This window comes from Chloracidobacterium sp. (assembly GCA_016720705.1).
In the GTDB taxonomy this organism is placed as follows: domain Bacteria; phylum Acidobacteriota; class Blastocatellia; order Pyrinomonadales; family Pyrinomonadaceae; genus OLB17.
The window spans coordinates 2,070,156-2,083,457 of the sequence record JADKKB010000007.1 but is presented as its reverse complement, the minus strand read 5'-3'; the positions used below and the strand labels follow the sequence as shown (position 1 = coordinate 2,083,457).

The following is a 13,302-nucleotide window of genomic DNA, read 5'->3' as shown; positions in this document are numbered from 1 at the left end:
GCCGTCAGAGCTCGACCGCCGGCGTCCTGATCCAACAATTCGGCATCGCGGGCGATACGCCGCTACCGAACGCGTTTGTGCGGTAGATAATTAGCCGAGTGCGGCGAAGTTTAACGGGGGTTTGAGCCAGCTTTGTTGTATTCGATCAAGCGGCGTGCCGAGGTCAAATACGCGGCGACCTCGGCGTCGGCGGGGTTCCTCTTTAGCGAATCTTCATATACCACGACGGCTTTCGCTAAAAGTCCGGCCGCCTCGTCCCGTTTGCCGAGCCTTGCGTAAGATTCGGCCAAGCTCTGCTGATAATTGGCGAGGTCGAGTCGGGACTGCTCGTTTCTCGGGTCAAGACCGGAGATCTCTTTTTGGACAGCGATCGCTTTGAGGTCCGATTCGACCGCACCATTTATATCGCCGAGCCCACGTTTGTCGATAGCGATCCGATTAAGGAAAAGAGCAATTTCACGGTTTGAAGTTACATCCAAATTGTCCTTCGCCAGCGGTTCGAGCACCTCGGATGCCTGTTGGTGATAACTGAGGGCCGTCTGGAGATCGGCCGCGTCGTAAAAAACGTCGCCCGTTTTCAAATACGCGACAGCCACCGCGTGGCGGTAGTCGGTGTTGCCCGGTTCCGCGGCCAGCAGTTCTTTGTTGATCTCAAGCGCACGGCCAAAACTATCGAGAGCTCCGGCCGAATCCCCCATTTTTCGCAGGGTCTGCCCGATAGAATAATGCCGATGGGCGAGAGCGTACTTATTTGGGGCGTTTGGCGGTTCTTCGTTTGCCACCGATTCGGCCATCATCAGTGCACGCCTGTATTTCTCAAGTGCGTTCGGATACTCGCCTTTTGCCCAAAGCAGATCGCCGACCGACCCGAGGCTTAGTGACAGGTTGAACTTAAGATTCTTGTTTTCCGGGTTGCCGGCGAGCAGATCCTCGCGGATAGCCAGTGATTTGTTGTAGCTGGCGAGTGCCCCGTCCATATCGCCAAGATTGGCAAAAAACGGATTGCCCTGAATGTCGCCGATCTTATCGTATGCGCTTGCGAGTTCGCCCCTTAACGAAGTGTCACCACTGCTCTCAGCGGCCAGATTATCGAGGTAAAGTACCGCGTCGCTAACCATCTTTTGCCGGATCGGTGTCGTGCCGGGCAGACGTTCGATCTCACTCTGATAGTCAAATATCATCGCATTGGCAAGTTTGCGAACTTGTTCGAAACGCCGTTCGGCCTTTGCACGTTCGCGGTTTGCAGTAATTCCCTGCCAGATCGCGATTCCTGAGACCGCAAGAATGAGCACGGCAGCAGATGTTCCGGCCGCGACGCCCATTCCGTGACGCCCGACAAACTTTGACAGCCGATAGAGCCTGGTGTCGGCGGTCGCCGTAACCGGCAGGCCCGACAAATGCCGCCGGATGTCCTCGGAGAATTCCTGGACCGATTGATAACGGCGTTCGGGCTCTTTTCGCAGAGCCTTGAGGATGATGTTGTCGAGATCGCCTTCGAGTGAGCGGCGGTCGCTAATGCCTGCGGACTTTGCGGCATCTCCGCTGCCCGTGCAACGGCGGTCGTCAGGCGAAGTGACACTGGTCTCAGCCTGCTCTGTGCCGCCGACAAATGACGACGGGCGGGCAGGTTCCTCGGTCATTATGCGGTTGACGATGTCCTGATAACTCTTGCCGGTTGACCTGAACGGACGCTGGCCGCTCAGCATTTCGTAGAGGACGACGCCGAGGCTGTAGACATCCGACGCGGTGGTTACCGTCCAACCGTTTAGCTGCTCGGGCGACGCGTATTCCGGCGTGAACATTCGTGCTTGCGTCGCCGTCGCCTCATTCTCGTCGGAGCTAAGCAGTTTTGCGATGCCAAAATCGAGAAGCTTTGGCGTGCCGTCGGCGGTGACGAGTATATTTGATGGTTTCAGGTCGCGATGGACGACCAGATTTTGATGAGCGTAACTGACCGCCGCGCAGATGCGGCGAAACAGTTCGATCCGCTCACGCACCTCTAGTCGATGTTCGTCGCAAAATCTTGTCACGGGAACGCCGGCGACAAACTCGAGCACGAAGTACGGCAAACCGTCATCAGTTGTTCCGCCGTCGATCAGGCCGGCGATGTTCGGGTGTTCGAGACGCGACAATATGCGGCGTTCGAGCTGAAACCGCCGCAGAACAGCGTCGGTATCCATTCCCCGTTTGATCAGCTTGACGGCAAATTCCTTTTCAAACCCCTCGCGGCTTGCGCGAAAGACCGTGCCCATTCCGCCGGTTCCGACGACCTCGAGCAGCGTGTAATTTCCGATCCGCTGACCGATCAGCGCGTTTGAATTGAGGCCGTATTCGTCAGCCGCCGAACGCGCGATAAAGTCTTCGGCGCTCTCGTGGGAAGCGATCAGTTCGGCAACCTCTCGCCGAACCGCTTCGCTCTCACCGGCAAGAAACGCCGACCGCTCGGCCGCATTAAGCCCCAGCGTATGGTGAAAAAGCTCCTTAATATGTGCCCAGTCGGACTCGTGCATCTTCTTCTAATAGATAAACGCGTAACTTTTGCGATTTTATTTCAGACGCCGTTGATCTTTCGGTGAAGCCACGCCCGGGCAAAGGTCCATTCGCGGAAAACGCTCGCGGTCGAGATCTGCAAAACTGCGGCCGTCTCGTCAAAGGTGAGTCCCGCAAAATACCGAAGCTCGACGATCTTAGACTGCAGTTCGTCAAACTCCGCCAGTTCCTTAAGAGCGATGTCGAGGTCAATGAGCGATTCGTCCATCTGGACGGACATCGCGTCGGCGTCGTCGAGCACGATCTTGATACCGTCACGCTTTTTTGCATGGCGGTTGCGGGCGTGATCGACCAAAATTCGTCGCATCGCCTGCGCGGCGATCGCAAAAAACTGCCCGCGGTTTTCCCAATCGACGGAGTGCTGTCCGGCGAGTTTCAGGTAGGCTTCGTGAACAAGGGCGGTAGTCGGAAGCGTCTCGGCGTATTCGTTGTTGAGCAAATTGCGTGCGACACGTCGCAGTTCGTCGTAGACGATCGGCAACAACTCATCTAGAGCGTTCTTTTTTCCGTCACGCCAATCCTGCAATAGCCGTGTAACTTCATTCGCCATTGTTTTTTAGGTATCTGAAAAATTTTAACAAAACTTCCGCGTTTATAGTTAGAGAAAAATTTCCGAGGTCTAACCGGAGGGTGGTAAAAGTGAAAACAGTCTTATTCGCGATCTTAATAACAGCGTTCTTGTTTGGTTCAACGGTAATGGCACAATCGCCGCTTGATGGTTTTGATGTAAATGTTATGAAGAGAGTCGCTTATGCCTCCGCGATTCTGAATGACTGCAAATTACTGATGGGTGGTAGTTTTTCGAGTGTTGGCGGTGTTACGCGAACCAATGTTGCTCGCCTGACCAATGACAACTACGCGGTATCAGAACTTACGGTTTCCCGCGACTCGGTCTCGGTCAATGAGAGTTTATTCGACGTTGATTTTGTGCCTGTTGGGGGAAACCTAAACCGTTAGCACCTAGGAAAGTTTATGAAGAATCGAAATTGTTCCCAATTAATTTTACTGATCGTCTTTTTACTGATGAGCGCCAATTTAGCTCACGGTCAATCGTTCTGCGACGCCGCTGGGGACGCGGCGGGCGACAACGCGTTACTGCCCTGGAAACTCCGCCCTGAAACGAAGAGCGGAAACTGGGCAAACGCGATGAATCCGGTAATTTCGGAAATGCAGCGGCTGTTTCCCCAACCGCCAAAAGGCCTGGAGGTCACTCAAGGCATCTTTGACGCAATGGGAATAAGTACCGCGTCGCCAAATGACATTCAATATTACGAAGGCTTTTTCATGATCAAAGATATTGTCTGTTACAAGTCTCAGGGAAAGAACGTCATCGGACCGGAAGGCGAAACGGGCAACTGGATCTATTTTCGAGTGAACGACGTTAAGGACTTCGCCGTGAATGGAAATTCGGGGGATCTGGCGCTCGCCGGAACCGAGTTGCGATTGAATCTGAGCGGAGATATCCGCATCGTAGAAAACAAAAACGGAATGAAGAATATTTATTTCTTCAACGAAAACAATGAGCAACAGTTCTCGGGCTGGTATTTTTCCGAAAGGAAAGCCCTGCCATATCGGCGGGTCAGTAGGTTTGAGTTTGCCCAATCCTATCGCGAATATTGGCTCAGAAAGATCGACGAGGAGATCAAACGGCTCGAAGGCGTATTGGCGACCTCGCAAAAGACCTTTAACCGCGTTTCGGCTGAAAAAGGAGTTATGAGCGAAGCCGAAAAGCAGAACTTTTTCCAGAGTCTCCGCGAAGGCGATCAAAAGACGCAGCGAGCAATTGACGAGAACAAAGCCAGACGAAGCAATGCGGTCAGATTCACGGACACGGTATTAAAAGCCACCGACTCTCGATCCGAGGCTTTTATCTCGAACTTCAACGAGATCTTTAATCAGCCAAGCGAAATTCGATTTGGCACGGGGACAGGAAAAGGGAAATTTGCTTATGTCGCAAATCAGGATTTCTACGACCCCAGGTTGCCAAAATGGCAGCCGCAAGTCGTCGTTGTCCAGCACCGTCAGGAAGGCAATTCGCCTGCCAAAGTCGCCTTTGCAAAAAAATTTGAAGACGAATTCGATTTCAATGTGATCCGGAAAATGGTCGGGATGAGTCCGATGCCGAAACCGCCGACGATCGCGGGGATGGGCGACACACCGATCAGAAACACCGGCAAACCTGCGGCGGACACTGTTCCAACCGGAGAAAGCGGCGGGTCATATTTTGAAGATTTTGCCAACGCCACCGTCGGTCAAACTCCGGGCAAATGGACCGTTAGCAACATCACCGGGATCGTTAAGAACAAGACCGGTCAACCCGGCAATTGGCTGGCGATGAGCAAAGAAGGCCTTTTCTTTCCGGACTATGCGGTGCTCTCGCTGCCAAATAATTTTACTTTGGAGTTTGAGGTCAGTTGGACCAAAAGCATCTCGTATTATAGCCCTAGTTTTTACTTTCACCTCGGGGCTGCACCGTATGACAACACTCTCAAACGCTATGACCGCGAACTCGTCAACATAAATGCCTACACGTCGTCGCGCATGGAACGTGTCGCACTATGGATCGATCCGTATTGGAATAACGAAAACGGACGCTATGGCCTACAGGTTTTTGACGCCCGCGGCGGATACAAATTGGATAAGGCCGAAAAGACGCAACTCTATTACAAAGACAAGAATCTCGTCAAAGTAAAACTGGTCCGCCAGGGATCGCTGCTGACGACCTATTTTAACGGGACGAAAATGATCGAGGACGCCGTGCTGAGCGAAAACATTCGTTGGAATTTTTTCGGATTTGGACTGAGCAGTGCTCCAAACGCAGACCCGGGCGACGAGTTTTATGTGAGCAATATTCGCTTGTCGAAATAGCCGATCTTTAAGGAAGTTATGAAAAACGGAATCTATCTAACGCTGATCTTGGGTGTGCTATTTGCGTCGTTGGCGACCGACACGCCCGCCCAGACCGACAATTCCGGCGCCGATGACAACAACGGCGGTTACGGCCGGGTCTATCAATCGAACGGGCTTGCCGAGGCGACGCGGAGCATACAGCAAAACACTCAGACGCAGATCCAACGGGCGATCTCGCAGCAGGCGGCCGCAAACAGATCCGGCAAAAACCCAGCCGGTGCGGCGAATAGCTCACGGAAAAGTCAGGCGTTCTTCACGCCCGCCGCTTCGGGTGACAACTTTAAGCTAATTGCCGATACGGTCGGGCAAGACGCCGAACAACGAACTTTGTTCAGGCAGCTTTTTGCCGATGCGAGGCGTGGATTTGACGCTCAGTTAGCCCCACAAGGCAGAAAAAACAACCTCGCAGCAGCTATGACTTTTTTTATCGCCACGACCGTCACGATCTACAACGACGCTCCCGAACCGACGGAAGAAGCCCAGGAGAATCTATTTCAGGCAATATCCGCGATGTATGACGAAACGCCCGGAATAGCGAGTGTTCCGAACAAGGACAAGGAGTTTCTTTACGACACGTATGTCAGTTTCGCCGCGATACCTTTGGCCTTTTACGCACAGGCAAAGCAGTCGAACGACAAGCAGATGCTCGATCTCGCAAAGGTCATCTCCGGCGCGTTGCTGCTGGAGATATTGAAAATTAACCCGAACGACGTGCGTTTTGAGGGTAATGCCCTGAAATTCAAGAACACCCAGCCCGAATCGCAGAAACCGCAGATCACTGCCCCGCAGCAACCTGCAGGCAATTATGGGATCGCCAAATACATAACCGGTTTTGACGACGGTTGGAAAGCCGTTCCCGACGCCGACTATGTGCGGGTTACGCGTAACGACACGGAAGTGCGACTTTTCTATGTCAATAAAGAGTGGGACGACTCGCGCCCAAATACCGTCGAGCCCAATGATCATTATTGGAGCCGAACCGTCACTCCATATTTCAATGTCAGTAACGCCCAAAACTGGTCGGGCGTCGAATATCCGGTTATCTATTTCCGCCAGGCGGACGCGGTCGATAAACAGACAGGCAAGCGTTTGTTTGTCACGATGAAGATCGTTTACGACGGCGGCGCGCGGGTCATTGTAACTGCCGCTCCAAATAAACCGGCGTATCAGCAGCAGTTTGCACATCCGAACGACCTTAACCGGATGCTCAATTACAACAAATTTGCCGTTGCAGCTCAGGATCTGGCCGGAACGTGGACCGGCGGTGGCGGCGGCGGTGTCGAATATTACAACGCATACGGTTATCAGGGAATGAGCGCGATCTCGACCTCGGACGAATTTGTATTTGCCGCCAACGGCAGTTATCAGAGCACACACAACAGTGCCAATATGAGCGGCGGCGGGGCGCGTTTTGCCAAATTGCAATATCGCGGACAATTTACCGTCGGCGATTGGGACCTGACGGCAACAAATCGCGTCAGCGGCAAAGCAAAGAAATTTTGGGCACAATTTCAAGCCGTTCGCGGCGGCTTTTTGCTGATCCTGACCGACAGCGACTATGAACCGCTGAGGTACACGCTGTTCAAAAAGCGTTAGACTGACACGCGAATATCCGGCATCTCGCGGCCAATCATCGCCTCGCGACCTGCACGAACTTTTTTGAAATATTTCCTAGAAGAATCCGCGTCTTTAAGTGAAGGAGATATTTATGAAAATTCTTGCAGCGATCTTAGTCGTTTTGACACTCAGCGTCGGCGCCGCAAACGCGCAGACTACGGCGTTTAACTATCAAGGTTTCCTTAAAGATGGGGCTGCTCCCGCGTCCGGCAATTACGCTATTAGCATAAGTCTATGGGATGCAGAAACCGGCGGCGTTTTTCTGAATTCAAACACATACCCGAGCGTTCCGGTCGTAAACGGCGTTTTCGCAGTTGAACTGGATTTTGGCGAGGGTGTTTTTTCGGCCGGTGCGACAAGGTTCATCGAGATCGCCGTTAGGCCGAGCGGATCGGGCGGCGGATATACAACCTTGACTCCCCGAAGCCGGATCAAGAGCGTACCGTACTCAATACAGAGTCTGAATTCGGCAAAACTTGGCGGGATCGCCGCAAATCAATACGTCACCACGACCGGCGGCGGAGCTGATTTTATTCAAAACAGCACCTCGCAACAGACCGGCAACTTCAACATCTCTGGCAACGGAACCGCAAATATCCTCAGTGCAGCGGCACAGTTTGACCTTGCCGGCCAACGGATCCTAAGTGCTCCGGCAACAAGTCTGTTTGTTGGCAAAAACGCAGGAATGCAAAACAATCTGGGTGAGTCAAATGCCTTTTTCGGGCTAAATGCTGGATTTTCGAACGTCAACTCAAGTGATAACTCGTTTTACGGATTTGCTGCGGGTTACTCAAACATGGGGGCCAAAAACTCGTTCTACGGATCAAACGCCGGTGGAGGAAACGTATTTGGCAGCGACAATTCCTTTTTTGGGGCGTCCGCGGGCTATAACAACCTCGCAAGTTACAATTCGTTTTTTGGAAAGGACGCAGGTGCTGTTAATTCTGACGGCTCGCAAAACGCATTTTTCGGCTACCGTGCGGGTTTCAAAAATACTGTTAGCAGTTCAAATTCATTTTTCGGATATGCATCAGGTTTTAATAATACAGTCGGTGTCGGCAACACTTTTTTCGGCGATTCGGCCGGTTTTGACACAACATCCGGAAGCAGCAATGTGTTTGTGGGAGTGAATGCTGGTGGGATCAACGCGGCCGGGTCCGGCAATACGGTGATCGGAAACAACGCAAATCTCGGCGCGACAAATCTGACGAACGCGACCGCGATAGGATCTCGGGCTACCGCCGCCGCCAACAATTCGCTGGTGCTCGGCAGCATAAATGGTGTTAACGGTGCCGTCGCCGATACCAATGTCGGCATCGGCACGACGTCACCGAGCTCTACGCTGACTGTTCGCTCAAAGCGAAATACGTCACTTGATAACACCGCGGGTTTTGTTAATACGGCCATCGGACCAAATTCGAGTCACATTCATTTTGGGGTGACCGGCGACTGGTATATCCGCTCAGCGGCAAACGGAGGCAAGGTGATAATTCAGGACACGGGCGGTAATGTCGGCATCGGCACGGCGTCGCCCGGTTTCAAGTTAGACGTCGTCGGCAGAATGAGACTCAATCAGGAAGTCGGCAACTTGCCCGGAATGTGGCTCGCAACCAGTGTCGATGGCGACCGCGGTTTCGTCGGCATTAAGGACGCGAGCAACTTCGGATTTTTCGGAAATGGCGGCGGCGGATGGAGCCTCACCACAAATGTTACAACGGGCACGACGTCGATCGGTTCGCTCGGTTTAGGAGGAGCGACGCCGCTTTGCCGCAATGCGTCGAACGAGATCTCGTTATGTTCGTCGTCGCTCAAGTACAAGCGGAATGTTTCAGAGTTTTCGCAAGGAATGTCATTAATTAACCAGCTTCGGCCAATTAGTTTTGACTGGAAAGACGGCGGGATGCGCGACCTCGGCCTCGGTGCCGAGGACGTCGCGGCGATCGAACCTTTGCTCGTCACATACAACAAAGACGGCCAGATCGAGGGCGTCAAGTACGACCGCATCGGCGTTGTGCTCGTCAACGCCGTCAAGGAACAGCAGGCTCAGATCGAATCGCAGCAAAAACTGATCGAAACCCAACAGCGTCAGATCGACGCCATGAAGAGGATCATCTGCCTGACAAATAAGGATGCCGATCTCTGCAAGGAGTAAAATATAGAAAAGAGCATCGGAATTTTATTGATCGTTCTTTCAACCGTTTTTGCCGGTTCGGCACAGACGACCGAGTTTAACTATCAGGGCAGCCTCAAATACGGTGCCAACGCGGCGAACCGGAATTATGAATTTGAGTTTGCGTTGTTTGACGCGGTTTCGGATGGAACACAACTCGGGGCGACGCAGACGCGAAACAACGTCAGGTATATGTTGTTCAAGCAGCGATAGCTATTAATCCCCAAATTCTGCCGGCGGCGAAAACCTCCGGACGTGGCGGGCCGCGATCGGCCCGTTTCTTATCTTTGACGCCTCCGGGCACGCTGATCACATTGCGACCATCACAAATTTTCTGAAATATTCTCGCAAAAATTCCGCGTCTTTAAGTGAAGGAGATATTTATGAAAATTCTTGCAGCGATCGTGATCTTTCTGACAATCGGCACCGATGCCGCAATTGGGCAGTCGTCCGAATTTAACTATCAAGGAAATCTGCAGAACTCCGGAGTTCCTGCCAACGGTAATTATGACATGCAATTCACTGTGTACGACGCTTCGACCGGAGGCAATCCACAGGGCTCAACAATGACCAAATTGAATGTCGCTGTGACAAACGGCGTGTTTGGCGTCGTGCTGGATATTGGCGTTGGTGCATTCAGGTTTAACCTTGGTCGGTACCTTGAAATTGCGGTTCGACCCGCAGGCGGAGGATCTTATACCGTTCTAACTCCGAGACATCAATTTACCGCGACCCCGTACGCACTTTCTGCAGTTAATGCAAGGGATCTTGGCGGGGTCAGCGCGGCGTCGTATGTGCTAACGACCGATCCGCGAATGTCGGACGCGCGCGACCCTCTGCCTAATTTCGACATCTCTGGCAACGGCACGGTCAGCGGAATTCTTTCGGCAAATCAATTTAACATTGGCAGCAACCGGTTTATCGCAACTGATCAATTCAACAATCTGGCGATAGGCGTCGAGGCCGGTGGTGCAGTAAATGACGGGTCGATTTTCAACAACTCCTTCGTTGGTTTTCGCGCTGGCAAGAACAGCAATGGACTTGCGAATTCTTTCTTTGGCGCTTTTGCTGGTGAAAAAACGATCTCTGGTAGCAGGAACTCGTTCTTCGGTGCAGGCTCAGGAATTTCTAACGTCGGAGGAAACGACAACTCGCTATTCGGATTTGATGCCGGACGAAATCGAAACGGGCAGACCGCGACCGGAAGCCGCAATACGATCATTGGATCCGAAGCCGGGCTCAATATGACCGGTAGCGCCAATACATTTCTCGGCGGTCGTGCCGGCTTTCTCTTTTTTCCGGCTAACGGAGAACGAGCCGGAAGTTTTACCACAGCCATCGGGGCCGACAGTGGAATCAATGCCGATGATCTGGAATATGCGACGGCAATCGGAGCTGGAGCGCAGGTATCGGCCAGCAATACGATCCAGCTTGGCAGGCAGAACGGCTTGGACGCAGTTCTTGTTCCCGGTAGATTGCAGGTAAATGGCGGCGGCTTCACTGTTCTCGAAAACGGGAACGTGGGCATCGGCACAAACCCCACGTTTAGGCTGGATGTCGCCGATCGGGTACGAATCAAGCAGGTGAGTGGCAGTACAAGTGGGAATAATTCGGCCGGTATTTTCCTTTTCCAAAATAGCCCCGCGACTGAGCGAGCTTTTGTCGGCATGGAAAACGATAGTAGCGTCGGGTTTTTCGGTGTCAATGGCGGCGGCTGGAGCCTCGTGATGGATACCGGGACCGGACGTGTCAAGGTGGTCCAGCTCGGCTCCGCCGGTTCGACCGCATTGTGCCGCAACGCCTCGAACGAGATCTCGACCTGTTCATCGTCGGCGCGCTACAAAGACAATATCAACACATTCACATCCGGCCTTGAGCTGATCCGCAAACTGCGTCCTGTTTCATTCAACTGGAAGGACGGCGGGATAGCGGATATGGGTTTGGTCGCCGAAGAGGTGAATGCCGTTGAACCTCTTCTTACGTCCACCAACGACCAAGGCGAGGTCGAGGGCGTCAAATACGACCGGATCGGCGTTGTTCTTATTAATGCTGTCAAAGAGCAGCAATCTCAGATCGAAGCACAGCAGAGAGAGATCAACGAACTAAAGCAGATCGTGTGCGAATTGAGACCGACGGCCAAGGTGTGTTTACAAAAGTAAACTGTCTTAAATCGCAATGATTTAACACTTTTACGCCGATACGGCACCATTTGAGAAAAGTTTGAGAAGATATTTGAGAAAATTTGAGGACTTTGGTGTTGGTACTTGCTACGATTTGCCATCAATTTCAGATGACAGACATTGGAGGGAGATCAAAGCAATGAAAAAAACGAGTAAGTATTTGGCAATGGCATTTTGTTTCTTTTTGCTGTGCGGAAATATGTTCGCTCAAACAACAGAATTTTCATATCAAGGTAGCCTAAAGGACGGTGCAAACCCGGCAACTGGCAACTACGATTTTGAGTTTGCTTTGTTTGACTCGGTTGCTGCGGGTGGGCAGATCGGTTCGACACTGACGCGAAGCACGGTCGCGGTCGCGGGCGGCGTATTTACGGTCAGCCTTGATTTTGGGGCCGCTCAGTTTCCGGGAGCCAACCGCTTTCTCGAGATCCGGGTGAGGACCGCAGGCGGGGGAGCATTTACGCCGTTGGCTCCGCGACAACAGGTCAACAGTTCGCCCTATTCCGTCAAGAGTCTTACCGCCGCTAATGCGGTAAACACATTACAGCTTGGCGGAGTCGCTGCGGGCCAGTATGTCGTAACGACCGACCCGCGATTGACCAACGATCGGCCTCCAACCGCTGGTTCAGCGAATTACGTCCAAAACACGACTAGCCCACAGGCATCAAGTAATTTCAACGTCAGCGGCACGGGCTCTGCGAATATTTTCAACGCCGGGACGCAGTTCAATATTGGCGGCAGCCGCGTCCTGAGTGTACCGGCGACCGACAATACCTTTGTCGGACTCGGGATAGGGCAAAGTAACACCGGCATAAGAAACGCTTTTTTTGGTACAAGTGCCGGTGCCATGAACACGACCGGCGGCGCAAATTCGTTCTTTGGATGGAGAGCGGGGCAAGGGAATTTGGGTGGCTTGAACAATTCATATTTTGGTGCCGAGGCTGGAACATCGAATTTTTCGGCAAACGGCAATTCATTCTTCGGCAAGGCGGCAGGTTTTCAAAATGGCGGTTCCAACAATACTTTTATCGGAATAAATGCGGGTGCATTGAACGGGCTCAGCGGCAACAATACTTTTGTCGGAGCGTTTGCGGGCTCCGGCTCAACGGGACTCAACAATTCATTTTTCGGACGAGACGCCGGAGAGTCTAACACCGGAAATGGCAATACATTCGTCGGTGTGGTAGCGGGTTCGTACAATATCAGTGGATCAGAGAATTCGTTTTTCGGCCAGGATTCGGGTTCCACGAATACGACCGGCAGTCACAATACATTGGTCGGCGTCCTCGCGGATGTCGAAGTTGACAATCTAACATATGCAACGGCTGTGGGTTCAAATGCAGTTGTAACCGCGAGCAGTCGGATTCAGCTGGGTAGGGATGGCAGCGACACCGTTCGGATCGGGACGTTAGCAGGAGCGACGGCGAATAGTCTCTGTATTACCAATAACAATGTTCTCGCGGCTTGCTCGTCGAGTTCGCGTTACAAAGAAAATATTCGGCCATTCACGGGCAGCTTAAACCTTGTAAACCAGATGCGGCCCGTAACTTTCGACTGGAAAGGCCGCGCCGAACCGGATCTCGGCCTTGTCGCCGATGATGTGGCCGAGATCGATCCGCTCCTAGTAACCTATGATCGTGAAGGTAAAATACAAGGTATCAAATACGATCGTATCGGGGTGGTTCTTATTAATGCCGTTAAGGAACAACAGGCTCAGATCAGCGGTCAACACAAGCAGATAAGCAGCCAGCAATCCCAGATCGAAGCACAGGACGCGAAGATCAAGTCGCTTGAGATGCAGGTCGAGGCGTTCAAGGCTCTGGTCTGTTCACAAAACCCGTCGGCGGAGGTTTGCCGGGCTAGGAATTAGAAGGA

At 52.6% G+C, this 13,302-nt stretch carries 9 protein-coding genes; 7 read left to right on the top strand and 2 right to left on the bottom strand.

Features of this window, described 5'->3' with window-relative positions:
* Window positions 1-110 precede the first annotated feature (110 nt).
* Window positions 111-2,510, bottom strand: coding sequence for a protein kinase (locus tag IPQ00_16355; protein MBL0242137.1), 2,400 nt, complete (start codon window positions 2,508-2,510; stop codon window positions 111-113).
* Window positions 2,511-2,551: 41 nt separating this feature from the next.
* Complete coding sequence (locus tag IPQ00_16350; protein ID MBL0242136.1) at window positions 2,552-3,100, bottom strand: sigma-70 family RNA polymerase sigma factor; 549 nt, start codon at window positions 3,098-3,100, stop codon at window positions 2,552-2,554.
* Between the two features lie 89 nt (window positions 3,101-3,189).
* Here IPQ00_16350 and IPQ00_16345 point away from each other — a divergent pair, with 89 nt between their 5' ends.
* From IPQ00_16345 to IPQ00_16315, 7 genes are all read left to right on the top strand, one after another.
* Complete coding sequence (locus IPQ00_16345; GenBank protein ID MBL0242135.1) at window positions 3,190-3,507, top strand: delta-60 repeat domain-containing protein; 318 nt, start codon at window positions 3,190-3,192, stop codon at window positions 3,505-3,507.
* A 15-nt stretch (window positions 3,508-3,522) separates the two neighbouring features.
* Complete coding sequence (locus tag IPQ00_16340) at window positions 3,523-5,418, top strand: hypothetical protein (GenBank protein ID MBL0242134.1); 1,896 nt, start codon at window positions 3,523-3,525, stop codon at window positions 5,416-5,418.
* A gap of 18 nt (window positions 5,419-5,436) precedes the next feature.
* Window positions 5,437-7,056: a hypothetical protein gene (locus IPQ00_16335; protein MBL0242133.1), complete on the top strand. Its 1,620-nt coding sequence runs from the start codon at window positions 5,437-5,439 to the stop codon at window positions 7,054-7,056.
* A 112-nt stretch (window positions 7,057-7,168) separates the two neighbouring features.
* Window positions 7,169-9,229, top strand: coding sequence for a tail fiber domain-containing protein (locus IPQ00_16330; GenBank protein ID MBL0242132.1), 2,061 nt, complete (start codon window positions 7,169-7,171; stop codon window positions 9,227-9,229).
* A 27-nt stretch (window positions 9,230-9,256) separates the two neighbouring features.
* Complete coding sequence (locus IPQ00_16325) at window positions 9,257-9,460, top strand: hypothetical protein (protein MBL0242131.1); 204 nt, start codon at window positions 9,257-9,259, stop codon at window positions 9,458-9,460.
* A 170-nt stretch (window positions 9,461-9,630) separates the two neighbouring features.
* Entirely contained in the window at window positions 9,631-11,406 is a 1,776-nt protein-coding gene (locus IPQ00_16320; protein MBL0242130.1) for a tail fiber domain-containing protein, read from the top strand.
* Between the two features lie 160 nt (window positions 11,407-11,566).
* Complete coding sequence (locus IPQ00_16315; protein ID MBL0242129.1) at window positions 11,567-13,297, top strand: tail fiber domain-containing protein; 1,731 nt, start codon at window positions 11,567-11,569, stop codon at window positions 13,295-13,297.
* Window positions 13,298-13,302: the final 5 nt, after the last annotated feature.